This is a genomic window from Dorea sp. 210702-DFI.3.17 (assembly GCF_020560825.1).
Taxonomy (GTDB): Bacteria; Bacillota; Clostridia; order Lachnospirales; family Lachnospiraceae; genus Dorea; species Dorea formicigenerans.
Window position 1 is genome coordinate 1 of sequence record NZ_JAJCNB010000003.1, and the last position, 21,367, is coordinate 21,367.

Below are 21,367 nucleotides of genomic sequence, written 5' to 3' on the forward strand. Positions count from 1 at the left end.
GCTTTGGGGACGGGTGAGCCTCTTGAGCGGGCTTGCGCCTCGCTTTGGGGACGGGTGAGCCTCTTGAGCGGGCTTGCGCCTCGCTTTGGGGACGGGGCATACTCGCCTTGGCTCCGTTGCTCCCGTCCCCTTCCCGTCTCCTGTGTTCTACTACTTTATCTTATTCTGACATGCGGTATCCGACGCCACGGACTGTTTCGATCTTCTCTCCGCTTTTGCCAAGTTTTTGTCTAAGTGTTCTTACATGTACATCGACAGTTCTCGTCTCACCGTCGAAATCGTATCCCCAGATGTCTTCCAGCAGACAGTCTCGTGTCATGACAATGTTCGGGTTCTTCATAAGGCGCTTCAAAAGTTCATACTCTTTGAGCGTCAATGTCACAACTTCTCCATCTGCAGTTACTTCATGTTTTTTCGTATTCATCTCAATGTCACCAAGAACAATGACGTCCTGTGGATCCTGTATATCTTTCTGTGTTCTTCGAAGGACTGCTTTGATCCTGGATACAAGCTCCATCATTCCAAATGGTTTGGTCACGTAATCGTCTGCCCCGGCATCCAGTGCTTTTACTTTATCATATTCTGCACCTTTTGCTGTCAACATAATGACCGGAATATCACGGTTCTTCGGTGACGCTTTTAATTTGCTTAAGAGCTCCAGCCCATCCATTCCCGGAAGCATAATATCTAATAAAATTAATTCCGGTGTCTCCAGTGCCAATGCTTCTAAAAATTCCTTTCCATCCTCAAAACCACGCGCTTTAAAGCCCGTGGTCTCAAGTGTATATATGACTAATTCTCGAATGTTACTATCATCTTCTACACAAAATATCATACTTTGCTCTCCTTGTGGATTCCTGTAATGGAAAATTCTACCCACTCTGCAATATTGGTCGCATGATCTGCAATTCTCTCCAGGTATTTTGCGACCATGATCAGATCAATGGCTTCCTTTCCACCTTCTCCGCCATTCTTGGAAATGTAATCGATCAGCTGTTTTTTATTTTCCTCGAACATCTCATCTACAACATCATCGTATTCGATAACAGCACGTGACAACTCCAGGTCTTTTTCCACATAAGCATTCACACTGTCCCGAACCATCTTTGCTGCTGCTTCAGACATCTTCACAATAACCGGAATATCTGCTGCCTCAGCCTTCTTTTCAGAAATAATAATCTCCGCAATATCAGATGCCTGATCTCCAATTCGTTCCATGTCTGTGATCATCTTAAGTGCCGCTGAAATCTGGCGAAGATCTCTTGCTACCGGCTGCTGCTGTAACAGAAGCTTCAGACAAAGACGTTCGATGTCTTTTTCTAACTGGTCAATCTCTTCATCTGCCTCCTGGACAGATTTCGCCTCGTCAATCTTACCATCTTCCAAAGCCTTCGTTGCTCTGGTAATTGCAATCTCACACATCTCTCCCATATGGGTCAGCTGGCTGTTGAGACGTTCCAGCTGCATATCAAACTTATTACGCATATCTTAACCGAACCTCCCTGTAATATAGTCTTCTGTACGCTTGTCAGAAGGAATAGAGAATAATTTTTCTGTATCGTTATACTCGATCACTTCGCCCAACAGGAAGAATGCAGTATTGTCAGATACACGGACAGCCTGCTGCATATTGTGAGTTACCATGACAATAGTATAGTCTTTTTTCAGTTCCATCGCAAGGTCTTCAATCTTCGATGTTGAAATCGGATCCAGTGCAGAAGTTGGTTCGTCCATGAGAAGAACTTCTGGCTGCACCGCAAGGGCTCTCGCAATACAAAGTCTCTGCTGTTGTCCACCTGACATCCCAAGAGCACTTGTCTTCAGCCGGTCCTTACACTCATCCCAGATTGCTGCATCCCGCAATGATTTTTCTACGATATCATCTAGTTTTGCCTTGGAATGAATTCCGTGAGTTCTCGGTCCGTATGCGATATTATCATAAATACTCATTGGAAATGGATTCGGTTTCTGGAATACCATTCCAACACGTTTTCTCAAAAGGTTTACGTCGATTTCTTTGAAAATGTCTTTGCCGTCTAGACGGATATCTCCCTGGATCTTGCATCCCTCCACCAGATCATTCATCCGGTTCAGAGATTTTAATAATGTTGATTTTCCACAACCGGAAGGTCCGATAAATGCAGTGATCTTATTCGGTTCAATCTCCAGATTGACATCCTTCAGTGCATGAAAATCGCCATAATATAAATTCATATTTTTTATACTGATTTTGCTCATATTTTTCTCTCCAATTATGACTTTGTAAGTTTTTTCGCTACGACTCCGGATAATGTATTGATCAGCACAACCAGTACAAGCAGAATAACTGCTGTCGCATAAGCCTGATCCATATACAGTCCCTCACTTGCCAGATTGTACATGTGGACTGCAAGAGTTCTACCTGAACCAAGAAGGCTGCCCGGAACTTTTGCAACCGTACCTGCTGTGTAGATCAGTGCTGCTGTCTCTCCTACAATTCGTCCGATTGCAAGAATGACACCGGCCAGAATTCCGGGAATTGCAGACGGAAGTACAATGCGAAATACGGTACGGAGCTTTCCGGCACCCAGTCCAAAGCTTCCTTCTCTGTAGGAATCCGGAACAGCCTTTAACGCTTCTTCAGTACTTCTCATGATCAGCGGAAGAATCATAATTGCCAGTGTAAATGCACCGGCTAAAATAGAAAATCCCCAGTGACAGGTTGTTACGAAAAATAACATTCCAAACAGACCATATACAATAGAAGGGATTCCCTGCAGTGTCTCTGTTGTCAGTCTGATGACATTTACAAATCTATTTCCACGCTTTGCATATTCTACAAGAAAAATCGCGGAAAAAATACCAAGTGGCACCGCAATGAGCAGTGAGAAAAATGTCATGATCACCGTATTAATAAGCGCCGGCATTAAAGAAGCATTTTCCGAATTATAATGTAATGAAAAAAGGGAAGGCTTCAGATACGGAACGCCATGTACAAGAATATACACGATCAAAAATATCAACACTGTAAATGTAATGATCGCCGAGAACATGACCAGAAGCATGACCAAAAGTGATCCCGGTGTCTTTAAATATGATTTTGCTTTTTGTTTTAATGTTATTTCATTACTACTCACGACTGTTCCCCCTGTTCAATAACGCTACGCAGAAGTTGATGATCAGAATGAATACAAAAAGTACTACACCTGTCGCAATCAGCGCTTCTCTGTGAAGTCCTGCTGCATATCCCATTTCAATTACAATATTTGCCGTCAGTGTACGAACACCTTTGAAGATACTTCCCGGCATTCTTGCCTGGTTTCCGGCTACCATGATAACTGCCATCGTCTCTCCAATCGCACGTCCCACTCCAAGCACCAGTGCTGCAATTACACCAGATTTTGCTGCCGGAATGACAACACGGAAAATTGCACGTTCATGTGTTGCCCCAAGTGCTACCGCACCTTCATAATACTGTGTCGGAACTGCATGAAGGGAAGACTCTGTCAGTCCGATGATTGTAGGCAGTATCATCATTCCAAGTAACAGTGAAGCGGTTAAAATACTGCTTCCGTTTCCGGCTGACCGAATCAGCCCTGCATGATGTAAACTTTTTCCAAATGTGCGGATCGCCGGTACAAGAACAACCAGTCCAAAGAAACCATATACAACAGAGGGAATACCTGCCAGTAATTCTGTTGCCGCTTTTAATGGTCTGTAAATCCGTTTCGGACAATAAAATGCCATAAATACTGCTGTGAGAATTCCAATCGGAACTCCGATGATGATTGCTCCTGCTGTAACATACAGACTTCCTACGATCATAGGAAGAATTCCATATATATCGTTGTTCGGTCTCCAGATCACTCCCGAGAGAAATCTGCCAAATCCAATTTCTTTCATTGCAGGGACACCATTTGCAAAAAGAAAAATACAAATGAGTGCAACCGCCAGCACCGAAGCGCAGGCGGCTATCAAGAACACTCCCTGCATGAATTTTTCCGTCCATGCTTTTGATTTCATATTAGTTCAATACCTCATCCCATGTAAGAGCTTCACCTGTATAGATTGCTTTTACCTGATCACTTGAAAGCTCATCTGCTGTATTGTTTTTGTTTACGATTACTGCGATACCATCTGTAGCAATTACCTGATTGTCAAGTTCTGCTGCCTCATCATCTTTCAACTCACGAGATGCCATACCGATATCGTAACTTCCGTCGATTGTTGACGTCATACCTGTTGTAGAATCTGTTGTCTGAAGCTCGATCTCTGCATTTTTATTCACTGCTTTGTAAGCCTCGATCAGTTTCTCCATAACCGGTGATACAGAAGAAGAACCACCAACTACAATTTTACCTGAAGGATTGCTTCCGGAAAATGCTGCTGCGCTGTCATCTCCGATGTAACCATTCTCAGATACAACCTGCTGTCCTTCTTTGCTCATGATAAAGCTGATAAAGTCTTTTGAAAGTTCATTATCAGAACCTTTTTTTGTAGCAATATTGAATGGTCTTGCTACTTTATAATCTCCAGATTTGATATTGTCTGCTGTAGCCTCTGCTCCGTCGATTTTAAGAGCTTTAACACTATCATCAAGAGATCCTAAAGATACATAACCGATTGCATAATCATCACCTGCTACTGTTGTCAGCATAACAGATGTGCTGTTTGTAATCTGTGTCTCTGCTGTTGTGTTATCTACTTTCTGTCCGCTTGCATCTTTCTCTTCTATACCGAACAGCTCGATAAATGCTCCTCTTGTTCCTGAACCGTCTTCTCTGGAAACGATTGTGATATCTGATGATGTGTCAAAATCTGCACTTGCTTCTGTCTTGGCATCACTTCCTGTAGAGTCAGCACTTGAATCAGAATTTGATCCACCACATCCAGTTGCCAGTCCGGCTACCATTCCAACTACTGCTGCCATTGCAATAAACTTTTTCAATTTCATTTTCGTAATCTCCTTTTGTCTTGTACAATAATTCTTTTTTTATTATTTACCTCGTCGACAGTTATTATCATAAAAGGAGAATGTAAAATCAAAAACGGCGGGATTGTAAAATGTTTGTAAAGTATAGTTTTCGTGTATTAATAAGAGAGCATGCCTCTTCCTTCCCTGTGCAAACCATTCCGATGAGCCATTGAATACGAAAAACGTGCCAGTATGAACTAGCACGTTTTTTATGTCTCATCTTCATTGCACAGTAGTCAGATCGATGCATGCTCTCTTATATTACACTACGACTTCTACTGCTTTTCAAAGCATTTTATGATATTTCCATTCTATCAAGACATTACTTATTGTTTTAGAAATATTATATTGATAAAATATATTTATTTTGTTAAAATATTTTTAGGTGTTACTACACGTTGACGTGTTGATGGCGGTTCGCTTTGCATGGCATGATTCCAAGACGCAAAAATAACCGCCCCTAACCTGACAAGTTAAGCGGTTATTTTTTTAATTAACAAATCAGGCGAACCGTCATCAGTAGCACCTTTTCTAATATTATATTAACAGTCTGCTTATTCTATGTCAAACATTTTATTAATATATTACTTTCGACTATACTATAGTAGACATATTTCTTTTCTCACTGGCATTTATTTTCCACTTTGAGTTATCAACTTTCAAACTATATCCACAATAGGAACAGCAGCCTTTCTCATCCGGAACATAATTGGCGCCACAGCTTGGGCATTCTTTTTCTATTACAATGTCCTGTCCTTTTGATTTTAATCGATTTGGATGTAGTGCTCTTGAAAGCGTCCAATTTTCTTTTTCGTTTTTCACGACAATATGCTGATCATTTTCCAAAATAGTCCTGCGCAATTTTGCACTCACTGAAATTGTCGTTGTATCTTCTGTATTTTCTACGCTTTTTATCTTTATATCGTCAACAATATATGTAAGTAGTTCCGGTGTGAGTACGGATTTATACAATGCTTCATTGATGTTACTTGCCAGCCAGCTTTCGTCATATCGGACAATCTGTTCTTTCAACTTTTCCTCTTTCTCTAATTTCGGAGTTATGAAAGAGAGCATTCCAAAAGCTACTAAAATGGTCAATACAAATGCAAGACCAAATGCAAGATACATATTTGAGATGAAGCGTATACATGGAACTGCCGGTAAAAATAGTGCCAGGATCAGTCCGCCTGTGTATAACAGATTCCTTGCATTCGGATCTGGAAGGTGATAGATTCGAAAATCTTCTGTCTGCCAATCGTAAAATTGACTCTGTATAAAGGCGCCACAATAAGGACAATTCGTTTCGTTTCCTTTTAAATTTAACTGCGCACCACAGCTTGGGCAAATCATCTGTGAATATTCACTGTAAAATGTCTGTTCCTTTTTTCTGTCCTTATCTGCCTTATCTGTATGTCGAATGTGACGTGACTGACGAAGTAATATCGCACCGTAAGGATAGATTGTTTCATGAAGTACTTTTTTCTTATCTTTGCTTAGATATTTGTCCGAAACAGACGCTTCTACGATAACTTCTCTCCATTCACGTCCAGCATCGCTCCAATGTCTGAAATCTTTCTTTTTTTCATTCTTCTCCGACAATTTTAAATTTGTAAAATGAAATTGTCTTGCCAGACCTCTTTTTTTCAGTTGCTTTGTCTCGTGCTCTATCTTATCCTGAAAAGTACGATCCATTCGAATTCTGCTATTTTGCAAACTGCCGCCTTGCATAAATGCCAGCAGGCCTTCCAGTTCATCGGATATTTTTTTTGGTATTCCCTTATCTTTTAAAGTTGCTGTCTCTGGTTTTGCTAATTTTCTTTTTACAACCGGATACCAGTAATTCGGCAATAGATGCTCGAATTTCCATTCAAATGCATTACTTGCAATTTTTACGCCCAGTATAACCGCCCATGCAAGTGCGATTTCAACTGCCCCAGCCCATATTATTGACATAGAATCACCTCTTTATTACAAACATCAGTACACCGCCAAGCATAAAGATCAACGAAATCGCAATACTAAAAATCTTCAATCCAATCCCTGCGGCACCACCTTCTTTTATTGCAGTTTCCATATCCATTTCACCTTTCATCAAATATTCCGTCATTCCAGGTGCTTTTTTTAACGTTTGTCCGTCTTGAATACCGATAGCCGTCACCTTATCGCCATCCTTGAAATCTGCATAACTATAAGAATAACGGATATCATTTTCCAGATAATATTGGTAAGATCTTTCTGTCTGATCCAGTGGTTCTATAAAATATCCCTGACTATATGATGGATCCGATACAAAGGCGTAACCAAGTTCTTTTAATACCTGTTCATCATAGTCTTTCCAGGTGCCGGTCATTCGGATCATATGGATAAAATCCTCGGAAAGCGTGTATCCACCAACCATTCCTTCTCCTATATATTCCTCCGAAGCCCCCTCTTGATTCCACACTAACTTTTCCTTCCAACCATCCTCATCATTTTGTTTTCTTTCATACTCCGTCCTCTCTTTCTTGCGTGAAATACGAATACTGTCTAAGGTAAGCCCCATTTCATCATCATACGCCGGTTCAACGAGCTTAAAAGGCGCCGATACGATAACGGCTTTTCCATCATTTGCCGGATCTACCGTATCTGTCGTGACATAGACGGCTTCACTTAAAAGCTTCTTTGCCTTTGGATCATCCACAAAAATCATTTTTATTGAAGCAATCATCAAAAAAAATCCAATACATATAAATAAAATTCCACCTAATATTCTTTTTACCATGACCCTTTTCTCCTCTCCTATATGATTTACCTGCCATGAATCTTTTTTCTTGTGATAAGCCAAGTATTGTTTTTTTCATTGTATCATGAAGAACTACTCCCACAAAAGCAAAATCCACCTTCAAAAATACACAGATTTTTGCCTCAAATTTCGTCAATCATTTTCCTGAAAATTAGATCTTTCTATCCTTGTAGATGCCTTACAAACCTGTTATACTGTTTCAACCAAAAAAGACAAATCATCCATTCAAGAATGCCGAGGCATTCTTGCTGCGAGGTGCGCGTCATGCAATTGCATGACATACTTCTACTGCGCATCTCTGCAATCCTGCAGGAGGCTATATCAGCTGGGGGATTGACTCCCAGCTGATATTTTAAAAGGAGGTTGCCTTATGAAAAGAAAATATTTATTACTCTTAACAGTATGTTGTTCCTGCCTGTTGGCTGCATTTATATGCTCCGGCTGCAATAACCGTGACTCGTCTCAAAAGCATACCGACGTCAAGAATCATATATCTGCAAAAGAAACGGTCAAACCTTATTCAGACTTCAAGTATACGGATCATTTCAACCGTTCCAACCTTTCCCTGACTGACCGTTCTATGGATTCTATCGATATCGATACCTTTAAATCTACCTTCAATGAATTTCATACCGCTCTTGACAGTGATGGTAATGAAGAACGGATTCTCGGTCTCTATGATCAGTTATGCAAACAGCTGAACATGCTTTTGACTGATGCGACTTTAGCGCAATATGCGTATTATCTGGATACCGAAAGCCAGGAAAAAGCGGAGCGTTATCATAGCAAAGAATCTGCCTATACTGATAGTTTTGAAAAAACCTCCAGTCTGTTTCAGCGTGCCTTATCTTCCCAATACAGCGATGTCTTTCGTTCTTACATTGGAGAAGATAAAGCCTCCCGGATAGAAAATTCACTGATCTATTCTGATGAAGCAATTGCACTGAAGCAACAAAAAAACGAATTAATCCAACGTTATGAGGCTCTGATCACACAGGGCGCCAAAGAACAAGAACTCAAACAGCTCTACATTGACCTTGTAAATACGAACAATGCTTTTGCTCAGTCTTTCGGTTATGCCAATTACCCTGATTTTGTCTATGCCGTTGAATATGGTCGTGATTACACAATGACCGATCTAAAGAAAATCGAAAATGAAGTGAAAGATCATTTCATACCTGTATTTCACGAATATGTATCTTCCGTCACTGAGGATGATTCTATTTATGTTGTATATGACGAAAACCATGACCGTGGAGAGGGAAAAATCCACCGGCTTCGCAAATGTATTCAAAAAGTCTGTCCTGCACTGGAGGAATCCTTGATTCATTTGCAAAAAAATACTTTGTATGATGTCGAGGCGTCTTCTCTGAAATATCCGGCCTTGAGTTTTTCTGCACCACTGCCTGCCTACAATGATGCTTATATTTACAGTTCTCCATATGAGACCGTCTCCGATTATTCAACCCTCCTGCATGAATTCGGACACTACAATTATTATTACCACAATCCTGCTCATCCATTTGATTCTCGCGATATAACCGATGTCTCAGAGATCATGTCGCAAGGATTAGAATTAATCTGCTATGATTATTATGATACCTATTATCCGGAATGTGGCGATGCCCTGGCTTCCTTTGTTATTTTTGATATGATGGCTTCTGTTGCAGATGGATTTACAATAAATGAAGCGGAATATCGTTCCTATACGACTCCGGATCTGGATATTAAAAAACTGGATCAGATTTGGAAAAATGTCAGTGATGAATATAACAATTTCATCAGCGATGACACATCCTGGGCTTATATAGATCATGTTTTTGAAGAGCCATTTTATTATATAGGTTATGCCACCTCTGCCCTCGCTTCTTTCGAACTGTTTTTAGAATCGCGGGTTGATTTTCATTCCGGTGTTGCCAAATATATGACTCTCACCACAGTTCCTGCCGGGACAAAATATCAGGAAGCTCTCACAATTGCAGAACTAAGCAATATTTTCAAGCCTGGTACTATCACGAAAATATCTGAAGATCTTAGCAAGGAATTTGATTTGAAGAAATAATACGTTTCATCAAATTTTTCTGCTGGAGGCTTTTTGTATAACAGAAAATGCAATTTCCTGTTATACAAAAAATGGATGCCTCCTGTAAATTACAGGAAAGCATCCATGCCAAGATTGTTTTATTGTTTGATTCTTGATACGACTTTAATATCCGCGAATGATGTAAGCTGCCACTTATCGCCCTGGTTTTCTACGTTATACTTACATTCCTGGGTCATAAGTTGTAATGGTTTTCCTTTTACTTGTACATAGTAAGTTTCTCTTGTGGATATGACGCAGTTATTGGTGTCTGCATATGATACGTCTGTCAGTTCATAGGAATCCAATCGTTCTGTAATATCACGCAGAACATATTTTTCTTGTTCTGTGTATATCGGGCTTCCATTTTTCAAATATCCGGATATCAGAGAAAAATCGGATTTATTCATGGCGCTGTCGAAGTTCTTCAGATAGCCTTCTACTGCTGCCTGAGGACCGTCTGTATATATATCCCTACTCTGGGCACTCATAAGAACGTTCGGAGTGTATGTGTATTCACATTCTCCGCCATAATCGATACTGTGGTATCCGGCTTGAATATTTGCGGTATCCCCGACAGTTGCACCTGTATTATCTTCAAATTCCACCAGATAGAGCTGTTTTTCCATCTGATAGATTTCTTCGTATATCTTATCCATGGAAGTTACATCGCTGACGTTATAATACATGCCTCCGGTCTGAGTTGCAATATCATTTACATCGGCATAATCAATGGAACCGATTCCAATAATAAATACCGGTACATGATAGCGATTTGCAACATTTACCACATCTTCTTTTGTACAGTTACTGTAATTGTCATTTCCATCAGTAAATGCAATCACACATCTTGCACCGTTCTGTGCTGCTACACGTTCAACAGCTGTGTAAAGTGCATCGTAAAGACTTGTCATATCACCTGTAACAAGATTATTGATATCATTGGTCAATGTTGCAGCATCATCACTGAATTCCTGTTCCAGACATACTCCGGTTGAAAATGATGTCAATTCCACGAGATCTCCTGCGTCAAACTGCACGCTTCCGACAAAATCCGACATTACCTGTTTTGCCTCGTTTAGGGGGGAACCATCCATACTTCCACTGACATCAGCTACCATATCTACTTTCAACGCTTCTTTTTCGTTCAACTGGTTCGCTGATTTCACGACCTGTTTTACATACTTTGCATTTGCATCCTGCTTATTGATATAGAAAAATGCATCATCCAGATTTTCAATTACATTTCCGGTTGTCTTATCTTTGATACTCATATATAGTTTTACAGTTGGAAATTCACTGGCATCAATCTGCTGGATGGATACGACTGCTTGATTCTTTGGCTCTATGTACTGGTACACGATCTGATCCATCTTGGAAAATGCTTCCTTAATAGCTTTGTAATCTTTTTTCCCTTTTCCAGTCAAATCCTGAATCTCTTTCAGATTCTTTTTATATCCGGAGACAACATCGTCCCCGGCATCTTTAAGATCCAGTCCCTCATACATCTTTACCCGGTCTTCTACATAGCTATCATCTGCTTTTTTCAAATCCTTCAGTGTTTCTTTTGCAATCTCGACTGCATTTATAAGTGACTCCGGATTTTTCTGCTCAATCGCATCGTTACAGTCATGAAGTGCGTTTTCATATTCTTTGTAACTATCCTCATCTAACGCATACTGCTCTTTTTCTTTATTCATGGATTTGTACTCATCCACTGCTGTGTTGTACTCATCCAAATAATTTACAATCTTTTTCAGCTTATGAAGATCATTTCTTTTATCAGAAATGCTGAATATTCCAAAATCATCCCATTCATCCACAATTTCGTTCATTTCTTCCGTGTACTGTGGGATTCCAGCTTTTTTTATTTTCACAGCCAGCTTATCTTTCTGCATATCAAGGCCGACCGTTCCGTATAAAATTCCGCCTACAATCAAAATAATTGCCAGCACCGCAATTAGAACAAGTGGTAATTTACTTTTTTTTCTGGATTTCTTACTTTTTTCCGGCTGTTCATGAACCGTATCTGTCTGATTTTCCGGTATTTCTACCCGGTTTCCACAGCTTGGACAAAATTTCACTCCATCTTCCAGTTTCTTTCCACATTTTTCGCAAAACATTTTTGTCTCTTCCTTTTCCAGTTCATATTTTACCAGGTCCAAAGATCTAAATCATACAATTTCCATGTTCCACCATCATCAATGTAATACAATGTATGTTCTGCATCTTCTGTCTCTGTCTCTCTCTCCTTGTCTCCATCATAGTAGACATAATTCTTTTCCCATTGAGCATCACCTTTGATCGTCACCTCAATCAGTTGTTTCTGATCTCTTGTGATCATCTGTGCCTGAGCCTCACAATTCGTTATTGTATAGTTCAGAAACTCCCAGCTGTTATTTCCATTTTCAAAATAATCGTCCCTCGCACTCTCATATTTTCTGATTGCAGAATCTTTTTCATCCGCATACATATTATTCAAAATATCGAGATCACTGAAACGTTTGTTTGCGGCAGCTCCCTGGAAAATGTTGTTCAGATCTTTTACTGCCTGATCTGCCATCTGTTCCACCGTAGCCTTACTGTATCCGGCTGTCATAACAGTAGGTTCATCGTATGACTCAAGTACAGCACTTGTAGTCTCAATGTCAGAACCGCTGATTTCTACATAATGACTTGTTCCAAATATCTTCTTAATGGTATAGGTATCCATTCCTTCAATCTCATCCTGGGATTTCAGTTTTGAATCTGGTGTAATTCCATCAATTTTAATCTCTGCACCTTTCGGAACCGCTACAGAAAAGTTTTTTGAAAGAAATGTATCCGCTTCATCAACTTTCCATGTAAGACCTCTTCTTTTTACCTTTACATCGATTCTCTGGACGCCATTATCGCCTTTGTATTTTACACGATATGTGTTGCTTGTCTTTTTGCGGATCTTCTGAACTTCCAGAGCCTCATCCCATTTTATTCCATTGATAGTCTGGGAAGTAACAAATGCCTGCTTTGACATAAAGTCTCCGGAATCATTAAGATAAAGTGTATCATAAACCTGATTCCAGTTTCCGTCACCCATCCCTTCCACATAACGCTCTACCACACTTTTGGCGCTGAATTTTGCCTGGAAGACCATAATGAATATTAACAGACTGATCATTGCGATTGGTATCTCTATCAGAAGCATCTTATTTATCTTCCCCAATGATACGCTTTTCTTTGTTGCTTTTTCTCCTGTTTTTTTATAGGAGGTTTCCTTTGGATTTATATTTCCCGGCATTCCTGTAAGTTTCGTTCCGCAGTTCTCACAGAAAGCCGCACCCTCTACATTCTTATATCCACATTCTGGACAAAACATTTCTCATCCCCCCTGTTACTCATACTTCTTGATGATTTCGATGTTGGCACGTTCCACATCATTCAATCTGGAATCTAAATTTGCATCGAACTCGTCCGGACTAATGGTTCCGTTATACCAGCTTTTGCTGTCAAAATACTGCTGCAGTGCCTGGTCGTTGAAACGTCTTCCATGTCTGGCAAGAATTTCATTTCTTCCAATTCTGAGCTGGTCTTTTGATATTCCGGACACCTCTGCATCTGTTAGAAGTACTGAGGAACTATTCGGGAAAATGTAATCTTCCGTGTTCTGTACTGTCTGGGAATCCTCTGTTGTCTGTGAATCCTGCATTTCGCTCTTCTCATCTGCACTTCCAGTCCCACCAGCATTCACAATAATATCTTTGTCGATTGCAATCGTCTGAACTTCCCCCTCATCTGAAAGCTCTGCTGCCTCTCTTGCAGCTTTAATATCCTTCTTTGAAACAGCAGTCTCAACTTTCTTTCCTCCACCGCCAAATATTCCTATTACAATGCTTCCTACAAGTAATACTACAATTATGACCGTCAGTAACACTACTGGCAATTTGTTTTCCTTTGTCTGTTCCTGCATAACTTTTGTTCCCGTCTTTCTTTTCATTATTTTTATAATCCGGAGACAATCACCCATTTTCCATCTACTTTGACCACTACAAGTGTAATATCCTGTGTATCTTTTTCTCCGTCTTGTTTTAATGTTGCCTCTGCTTCCAGAATATATCCCGCCTTTGCATCTTCAGCAATGCTGTCCAGAACATAATAATCATCAATCAGAGTTTCTTCCAGATCTTTTTTTGCAATTTTTTCTTTATCGGTAACTTTAATCGTAATTTTATAATCACTGTCCAGATCAAACATATAATCTACAATATCATCCGTCATCCATTCTGCATACTCATCCGGCACTGCTTTTTTCATCAGATCAATATCCTGCTTATTGAATGCTTTTTCCATGTATTTGACAGGTTTTAAATATGCCGGTGACAGAACGGCTTTGATTCCGAAAATTACAAGCAAAATTACAAGAAGCGCTGCCGGGATTGCAAGCAGCCATAAATTTTTATTTTTCTTCACTGGTGCAGCAGATCCTGCCATCTGCTGATACTGCATATCCTGGGCAGTAAATCCCTGCTGCTGTGAATACACTCCTTGTCTCTCTTCATTAGTTCCTGCTGCTGTTGCCGCACTCTGTGCGCTCTGTACCTGCTTTACCGGGTTTCCACACACAGAACAGAACCTTGCTCCTTCTTTCAGCTCATTGCCACATTTTGAACAAAATTTTGCCATAGCTGTTCCTCCTTACTCTCTTCCTTATCTTCTTTTTTCAAGAATGCCTCCGACAGTCTCTTTTAACCGAATTTCAGCTTCTTTAGAACTCCCCTAAACTCTTGCTCCACATGATGTACAGAATAACGCATCTTCTTCCAATGGTGCTCCACATTTTGCACAGCATGCCGGATTTTTTTCTGTTACCGGCTCTTGCGTATCGTCTACTTCAGTCACTGTTTTCTCTGAGACTTCAGCCACTGTTTCCTCTGAGTCAACTTCCTTTGAGTCAACTTTCTCGGATTCAGATTCCTCTGGCATAGCCTCTGCTACTGTCGTTTCAACTACCTCGTCTGCTTCCGGCACTGTATAGGTCATTGGCTGCGCCGGCTGTGTATTTAACCGATTTCCACACTCCGTACAGAATAAGGCTTCCGCGTCATTCAAAGCTCCACATTTGTCACAACATTTTCCAGGTGCTGACTGTGCCGGTGCAACCGGAGTCTGATTCAGTGGCGCTCCACAACTGATGCAGAATTTTGCACCTGCGTTGTTACCAAATCCACACTGAGGACATTTGTTTGTAGCTGCCAGATTATCCAACTCCTGCTGATATGCAGCATTTTCTGATTTCAGACGATTAATCTCTGCAAATAACTCCTGATATTCTGTTCCCTCTTCCTGTCCGTGTGCTTCATAATATTTCAGACCAACCTGGTAAAGCAATTTATCTACCATCTTATCGTTGTTCTTGATCAAATTTCCCAATCTGACATTCTCCGTTGCATTCTTCGCCTTCTGAGAAACTTCCTGTCCTGCTGTTGTAAGTGAATCTTTCATTCTGTCAAAAAAAGCCATAATTATATTTCCTCCTTGGTGTCAATATTGTTCTTTTCTACTGCCTCTTTCTATGTCTAATAGGCATTTTTATCTGTGATAACTTTGTTGTTTCTACTATACCACATTTTCACATACGCAAAAAGAGACAGGATGGATTTCTTTCCACTCTGTCTCTTTATATCTTTTTTATAATCTCTTATAATACTTTTGATAAAAATTCTTTTAATCGTGCATCTTTCGGATTTTCAAAGAACTCTTTCGGAGCCGCTTCTTCTTTAATAACTCCCTCGTCGATAAATACAACTCTGGAAGCCACTTCTTTTGCAAATCCCATCTCATGTGTTACAACTACCATGGTCATTCCTTCGCTTGCAAGCTGCTTCATCAGTTCCAGTACTTCACCTACCATCTCTGGATCAAGTGCTGATGTCGGCTCATCAAAAAGAATGACATCCGGATCCATAGCAAGTGCGCGTACAATTGCAATACGCTGTTTCTGTCCACCTGATAACGTCGACGGATATACATCTGCCTTATCTTCCAGACCGATTCTCTTAAGAAGGGACATTGCCTTTTCCTTCTCTTCTTTCTTGATCTGCTCTTTTGTCAGACCTTCAAGTGATGCATCTGCCCCACCTTTTCCGAATAATTTCTTTCTCTTCGCTTTCTTCAGATCCTGGCATCTTGTGTAAACCGGTGCAAGCATAATATTCTCAATGACTGTCTTATTATTGAACAGATTAAAATGTTGGAATACCATTCCCATATGACGGCGGTGAATATTAATATCCACCTTCATATCTGCAATATCTACACCGTTAAAAATAATCTGTCCGGACGTCGGATCTTCCATACAGTTCAGACATCTTAGGAATGTACTCTTACCGGAACCGGACGGTCCGATAATTGCTACGATGTCCCCTTTATTGATGGTTATATCGATGCCTTTTAACACTTCGACATCACCGAAGCTTTTTTTCAGATTAATTACGTCTATCACTCTTCTTCAGGCTCCTTTCCATCAATTTTATCAGTAAGGAAATAATCAATACCAGTGCAATATAAATCAGTGCCATTACCAGGTACGGAACCATGAATTCATAGCTGTTACTTCCAATATAGTTAAATGCAACATAGAGATCTGCTGCTCCTACAAAACTTACAACTGAAGTCTCCTTGATCAGGGAAATAAACTCATTTCCAAGAGTCGGGAGAATATTTTTTACTGCCTGTGGAATCACGATTTTCATCATGCTTGTCCCAAAGCTTAAGCCAACTGCACGACCGGCCTCCATCTGTCCGGAATCCACAGACTGAATTCCACTTCGCATAATCTCTGATATATACGCACCACTGTTGAGTCCGAATACAAGCATGGCTACCTGTACTCCTGTAATTTTCAGTCCGATGATTGGAAGTAGTACATAATAAAATACCAACAGCTGAACTACCATAGGTGTTCCACGAAACAGTGCTACATAAAAGCTGCAGATGCCATTCAATACTTTTGGCAATGTTTTATACTTTGGAAGTACACGCACTGTTGCAATCAAAGTTCCAACAATGATACCAATGATTAAACCTGTCACTGCAATTAACAGTGTATTCTGCAGACCCTGAATTACTTTTGCATAGCCATTCTGTTCCACAAAAATCTCTATAAACTTGTTTACTTTCTGATCAAAATTACCCATAATCTCTCTCTTCTTCTAATCCATCACTTGAGAATTACTGCATCTCGTTGATAGATTCTGTAATAGCTGATGCAGGTGCTGCATCGATGATTACATATGTAATGTTTCCATTGAGCATATCCTGAACTGCAAGGGAACCACTCTTATATGTTACACACTCTGCAGGAAGTCCAGGGAAATCCCAGTCCTCGCTTCCTTCTACATAATACTGACCTGTTGTTCCGGCCTGAACACCAATCTTGTCAGATTTCTCTGTCTTAGCCAGAAGTGCTGCTACATCGTCTGCGCTCTTGCAATCATCAAATGTAGTGTTGTCGCTTGGTACGATCAGTCTCTGTGATGCTGAATAGTAAGAATCTGTAAATGTTACATACTCTTCTCTCTCTTCATTGATTGTAAGACCTGCCATAGCAATATCACATTTCTGCTGGCTTACAGACAGACATACTGCATCAAAATCCATGTTCTCAATTACAAGCTCTTTTCCAAGCTCATCAGCAAGAAGCTTAGCGATCTCCATATCGATTCCGTAGTAGCTGTCTCCCTTTGTATACTCAAATGGTTCAAATGCTGCATTTGTAGCAACTACAAGCTGATCTTTGGAGCTGTCGAGTTTTGCAGATTCAACTGCCTCTGGCTCTCCGCTTCCAAAATATTTGTCACAGATTTTATCTAATGTTCCGTCACCTTTAATTTTCTCAATAAATGCATTTGTCTTCTCAAGAAGCTCTGGCTGAGTCTTATCTACTCCGAATGCATACTCTTCATTTGTAAGGTCAATATCGATAACCTTTGCTGTTTTTGATGATGAACCGCCCTTGGAGCTGTCCTTTTTGTCTCCTGATCCGCCACATGCTACTAATGAAAGCGCACATGCTGCAACCAAAAGTACGCTGGTTAATTTTTTCATTTTCATAACCCTGTCCTCCTAAAATTTTATTCTGCATGATTATACATATTTATTGCATAATACATATTTTAACACGTTTCAGCTAAAACTCAAGTCCATTTTTATCCAAGTAGCATCTTAAATAGTGCTACCAGAATAATCAGTGCACCTAATATAATTCGATAATATCCAAATACTTTGAAATCATTCTTCTTGATATAGTTCATCAGGAACTTAATCGCAATAACAGACATTCCAAAAGAAACTACACAGCCAAGCATCAGGAATCCGAATTCTGCTGCTGTAAAGTGGAATCCGAATTTGATAAGCTTCAGTGCACTTGCTCCGAACATGACCGGAATTGCCAGGAAAAATGTGAACTCAGCTGCCACTTCTCTGGATACTCCGATGATCAGCGCACCGACAATTGTTGCACCTGATCTTGAAGTTCCTGGTATCAGTGCCAGCATCTGGAAAGCACCGATCCACAACAGCATCTTAATATCCAGTTCAGAGATTCTGCGGACAGCCGGTTTTCTTCCTTCATTACGGTTTTCTACTATAATAAATAGTACACCATATACAATCAGCATCACAGCTACCGGAAGCGGCTTATAAAAAATCTTATCCAGAATATCATCAAAAAGCAATCCCACTACAGCGGCCGGTACACAGGCAATCAATACTTTGATCCACATCTGCCAGGTCAAAAGCTTCTGTTTTTGAGTCTTCTTTGGTGAAAACGGATTCAACTTATGAAAATACAGAACAACGACCGCCATAATAGCACCAAGCTGGATGACTACGTTGAACATCTCCATAAAAGCATCACTGAGTCCCGGTTTTAAAACATTCCCCACCAGAATCAGATGCCCTGTACTGCTGACCGGAAGCCACTCCGTGATTCCTTCCACGATTCCGAGCAAAATGACTTTCAATACATCTAACATTAGTTACCCTCCTATTCAGTTTTTAATATGTATTTTTCTATGAATCTTGCCACGCCTTCTTCATCATTGGAATCTGTCAATCTGTCTGCTGCTGCCTTCACTTCCGGCATTCCATTCGCCATGGAAACTCCCATTCCGACTGTCTTAAGCATCATCGTATCATTGGATCCATCACCAAATGCCGCAATTTCCTCCCGACTGATCCCGAATATCTCGCCCAGTTTCAAAAGAGCCATTCCTTTATGGACACCTTCTGCATTGACCTCAATATTATTCTCCAATGCTCCGGTTGCTTCCACTCCTGTCACTTTACGGATACGCTTCCATGCTTCTTCCTTGTCAGTCTGGTATCGGAACAAAGCCTGTACTTTATCTGTCCCTCGATTCTCTGTCTCAAACTTCTCTTCTACACTTTCAACAGGGACACGAGTATTAAGAATATATTCGCCCATGGCCTTCGTCATGACATAGTCCTGAATATGGACAAGCTTCTCTTTCTCTGAGTAACCGATTCCATCGTAATACACATCTCGTAGTGTATCATAATCTGAGAAAATATCCAATATTTCGCGCGCTTTTTCTACCGAAATTAACATTTCTGATAAAACTTGTTCTGTTTTTGTCTTCAAAATTCTGGCACCATTGGCTGTCACTGCATATTTTATAAACGGAAGCTCCAGAAGTTCCTTTGGAAGTCCACATAATGGCCGTCCCGTCGCCGGTACCAGAATCACTCCCTGATCTGCCGCTGCCTCCAATGCTTTCTTCGTTCTCTCCGTCAGAATCTTGTCCGTTGTCAGAAGCGTTCCATCCAGGTCAAAACCAATCATCCTGATGTTCATCTCTTTTCGTCTCCCTTACTTTTTCAGCACTTTCATCATCTGTTTCTTTGATGGTACCTGTCCCGAAATAACAAGCTTTCCGTCAATCATGACAGACGGCGCTGTCATAACTCCAAGCTTTACAATCTCTACCAGATCTGCAACACGCTCAATCTTCGCGTCAATCCCAAGCTCCTCTACACACTCTGCTACAATTGCATTCGTCTTATCACAGTTCTCACAGCCACTACCAATTACTTTTATATTCATATCTGACTCCTTATCTCATCACATTCACTAAAAAAGGTCCACTGGACCTTTTTGTCGTATGCTTGGCAACTAAAAAAGGTCCACCGGACCTTTTTGTCGTATGCTTGGCAACTAAAATTCCATCCTAATTCTTCAGATCCATCGGAAGTCCGACACACTCATCCCACGCTTTCTTAATCTCCCGGATCAGTGCAATTCCAATCTTGGAGATAAATACAAGTTCTGACTTCTCCTGCGCTTCATATGGCGCATAATCCAGTTTCTTCCCAACTACATCGACCTTCTCCCAGCCTTCATTTTTTACCTTGAAAAAGCCTTTCGCTCGATAAACACTCGGCTCAATTCTCTCAAGGAAAGCTTCCAGTTTGTCTTTTTCAATCTCACCTGCAAAGTTCATGGAAAATGTCTTTGGCTTTGTCTCTGCTGAGTTGGTTGTCTCCTCGCATTCTGCCCATTGATACTTCATCAGATCCATATCATAAAATGAACGTTTAATATTGCCATTCTCACTCTCTGTAATTGGGCAGACCGGATTAATCTCCTGTACTTTTTCTTTAATCAATTCAATCTTCTCTCGATCCACAAGATCCACTTTTGTCAGTACTGCAAGGTTGCAGTGCTTTAACTGACGGTCGATAGTAATTTCATCCTCCAGCTGATCCAGAAAATTGTAGCAGTCCACCAGACAGATACAGCCACGGAAATCATATACTTCCCCAACCAGTACTTTTGTAGCTTCCAGAATCTCCTCCGCATTGGAAGGATCTCCAAAACCGGAACTTTCAACAAATACATATTCCAATCCCTGCTGTGACATCTTCGCAAGCGCATCGACAAAAGAAAGTCGCAGACAACTACAGAAAATAGATCCTCTATTCAGCTCTACCATGTGAATGTCATCATTCTGTAGTACTGTTCCGTCAATGCTGATTTTTCCAAGCTCATTCTGAATGACTCCTACTTTCATTCCTTCCATATTCTCTAAAAGATTCTTTAAAAGTGTTGTCTTTCCTGATCCCAAAAAACCTGTCAGAAAATATAATTTAATCTGATTCATTCTTCTCATTCTCCCTTTCTGTATTACAATTACAATTTAAAAGTCCCGCATAAGCTCCTGGTATCATAAGTCTTCCGACTGTCTTATACACATCATTTAAAACTTCTATATCCAGTGAATACTGCATCCACTTTCCTTCTTTTCTCGCTTTCACAATTCCAAGGTCACACATTACCTTCATATCATGAGATAACGTTGGCTGCGTGATATGAAACTCTTCCAGAATCTTGCATGCACAAAGTTCCCCTTCGGAAAGCATATCTATAATTTTCAGACGCTTTGGGTTTGACATTACCTTAAATATACGGGCATATTTTGCATAATCTATCATCACTTTATCATCCATTATCTAATCACCTTCCTGACTGTTCAAAAATCTTCTGGTATCTTTA

22 protein-coding genes are annotated in these 21,367 nt (G+C 40.4%); 1 reads left to right on the plus strand and 21 read right to left on the minus strand.

The window, feature by feature from the left end; genetic code table 11:
• Positions 1-160 precede the first annotated feature (160 nt).
• The 8 genes from LI149_RS03845 to LI149_RS03880 all read right to left on the minus strand — a co-directional run bounded on the left by LI149_RS03845 (position 161) and on the right by LI149_RS03880 (position 7,715).
• Positions 161-835 (minus strand): response regulator transcription factor, encoded by a 675-nt coding sequence (locus tag LI149_RS03845; protein ID WP_168933196.1) that lies wholly within the window; start codon positions 833-835, stop codon positions 161-163.
• Entirely contained in the window at positions 832-1,485 is a 654-nt protein-coding gene (gene phoU, locus LI149_RS03850) for a phosphate signaling complex protein PhoU (protein WP_168933197.1), read from the minus strand. The genes LI149_RS03845 and phoU overlap by 4 nt, the downstream gene beginning before the upstream one ends.
• Before the next feature lie 3 nt (positions 1,486-1,488).
• Positions 1,489-2,238 carry a phosphate ABC transporter ATP-binding protein PstB gene (gene pstB, locus LI149_RS03855; RefSeq protein WP_168933198.1) on the minus strand — a complete coding sequence of 250 codons (750 nt, stop codon included), beginning with the start codon at positions 2,236-2,238 and terminating at the stop codon, positions 1,489-1,491.
• A 14-nt stretch (positions 2,239-2,252) separates the two neighbouring features.
• On the minus strand, positions 2,253-3,116 hold the full coding sequence (gene pstA, locus LI149_RS03860; RefSeq protein ID WP_168933199.1) for a phosphate ABC transporter permease PstA: 864 nt from the start codon (positions 3,114-3,116) through the stop codon (positions 2,253-2,255).
• On the minus strand, positions 3,109-4,002 hold the full coding sequence (pstC, locus tag LI149_RS03865) for a phosphate ABC transporter permease subunit PstC (protein WP_168933200.1): 894 nt from the start codon (positions 4,000-4,002) through the stop codon (positions 3,109-3,111). The genes pstA and pstC overlap by 8 nt, the downstream gene beginning before the upstream one ends.
• Before the next feature lies 1 nt (position 4,003).
• Complete coding sequence (locus LI149_RS03870; protein ID WP_227142976.1) at positions 4,004-4,933, minus strand: substrate-binding domain-containing protein; 930 nt, start codon at positions 4,931-4,933, stop codon at positions 4,004-4,006.
• 615 nt (positions 4,934-5,548) lie between these two features.
• On the minus strand, positions 5,549-6,907 hold the full coding sequence (locus LI149_RS03875) for a zinc ribbon domain-containing protein (protein ID WP_227142977.1): 1,359 nt from the start codon (positions 6,905-6,907) through the stop codon (positions 5,549-5,551).
• Positions 6,908-6,911: 4 nt separating this feature from the next.
• The gene (locus LI149_RS03880) at positions 6,912-7,715 is read right to left on the minus strand and encodes a hypothetical protein (protein WP_227142978.1); all 804 of its coding nucleotides are present in this window, start codon (positions 7,713-7,715) and stop codon (positions 6,912-6,914) included.
• Positions 7,716-8,106: 391 nt separating this feature from the next.
• Between LI149_RS03880 and LI149_RS03885 the strand changes: the two genes are divergently transcribed.
• Complete coding sequence (locus LI149_RS03885) at positions 8,107-9,798, plus strand: hypothetical protein (RefSeq protein WP_227142979.1); 1,692 nt, start codon at positions 8,107-8,109, stop codon at positions 9,796-9,798.
• Between the two features lie 119 nt (positions 9,799-9,917).
• Here the strand turns inward: LI149_RS03885 and LI149_RS03890 are convergent, their stop codons facing one another.
• The 13 genes from LI149_RS03890 to LI149_RS03950 form a co-directional block, all read right to left on the minus strand.
• The gene (locus tag LI149_RS03890; RefSeq protein ID WP_227142980.1) at positions 9,918-11,981 is read right to left on the minus strand and encodes a VWA domain-containing protein; all 2,064 of its coding nucleotides are present in this window, start codon (positions 11,979-11,981) and stop codon (positions 9,918-9,920) included.
• On the minus strand, positions 11,969-13,171 hold the full coding sequence (locus LI149_RS03895) for a zinc ribbon domain-containing protein (protein WP_227085893.1): 1,203 nt from the start codon (positions 13,169-13,171) through the stop codon (positions 11,969-11,971). Before LI149_RS03895 ends, LI149_RS03890 begins: the two co-directional genes overlap by 13 nt.
• A 15-nt stretch (positions 13,172-13,186) precedes the next feature.
• Positions 13,187-13,789 carry a YARHG domain-containing protein gene (locus LI149_RS03900; RefSeq protein WP_227079201.1) on the minus strand — a complete coding sequence of 201 codons (603 nt, stop codon included), beginning with the start codon at positions 13,787-13,789 and terminating at the stop codon, positions 13,187-13,189.
• A 5-nt stretch (positions 13,790-13,794) separates the two neighbouring features.
• The gene (locus LI149_RS03905; protein WP_227079202.1) at positions 13,795-14,475 is read right to left on the minus strand and encodes a zinc ribbon domain-containing protein; all 681 of its coding nucleotides are present in this window, start codon (positions 14,473-14,475) and stop codon (positions 13,795-13,797) included.
• Between the two features lie 93 nt (positions 14,476-14,568).
• Positions 14,569-15,312 carry a zinc ribbon domain-containing protein gene (locus LI149_RS03910; RefSeq protein ID WP_227079203.1) on the minus strand — a complete coding sequence of 248 codons (744 nt, stop codon included), beginning with the start codon at positions 15,310-15,312 and terminating at the stop codon, positions 14,569-14,571.
• Between the two features lie 178 nt (positions 15,313-15,490).
• Positions 15,491-16,294, minus strand: a complete 804-nt coding sequence (locus LI149_RS03915) for an amino acid ABC transporter ATP-binding protein (protein ID WP_173785465.1) — start codon at positions 16,292-16,294, stop codon at positions 15,491-15,493.
• Entirely contained in the window at positions 16,278-16,988 is a 711-nt protein-coding gene (locus tag LI149_RS03920) for an amino acid ABC transporter permease (RefSeq protein WP_005332292.1), read from the minus strand. The genes LI149_RS03915 and LI149_RS03920 overlap by 17 nt, the downstream gene beginning before the upstream one ends.
• A 34-nt stretch (positions 16,989-17,022) precedes the next feature.
• Positions 17,023-17,904 (minus strand): transporter substrate-binding domain-containing protein, encoded by an 882-nt coding sequence (locus tag LI149_RS03925; RefSeq protein WP_005338977.1) that lies wholly within the window; start codon positions 17,902-17,904, stop codon positions 17,023-17,025.
• Positions 17,905-17,999: 95 nt separating this feature from the next.
• Positions 18,000-18,827, minus strand: a complete 828-nt coding sequence (locus tag LI149_RS03930) for an undecaprenyl-diphosphate phosphatase (protein ID WP_005332295.1) — start codon at positions 18,825-18,827, stop codon at positions 18,000-18,002.
• A gap of 11 nt (positions 18,828-18,838) precedes the next feature.
• Positions 18,839-19,669 carry a Cof-type HAD-IIB family hydrolase gene (locus LI149_RS03935; RefSeq protein WP_173785466.1) on the minus strand — a complete coding sequence of 277 codons (831 nt, stop codon included), beginning with the start codon at positions 19,667-19,669 and terminating at the stop codon, positions 18,839-18,841.
• Between the two features lie 15 nt (positions 19,670-19,684).
• The gene (locus LI149_RS03940; protein WP_005332299.1) at positions 19,685-19,918 is read right to left on the minus strand and encodes a thioredoxin family protein; all 234 of its coding nucleotides are present in this window, start codon (positions 19,916-19,918) and stop codon (positions 19,685-19,687) included.
• 124 nt (positions 19,919-20,042) lie between these two features.
• Positions 20,043-20,975 (minus strand): GTP-binding protein, encoded by a 933-nt coding sequence (locus LI149_RS03945; protein ID WP_173785467.1) that lies wholly within the window; start codon positions 20,973-20,975, stop codon positions 20,043-20,045.
• A complete protein-coding gene (locus LI149_RS03950; protein WP_005332302.1) occupies positions 20,962-21,321 on the minus strand; it encodes a metalloregulator ArsR/SmtB family transcription factor in 360 nt (119 codons plus the stop codon). Before LI149_RS03950 ends, LI149_RS03945 begins: the two co-directional genes overlap by 14 nt.
• Positions 21,322-21,367 lie beyond the last annotated feature (46 nt).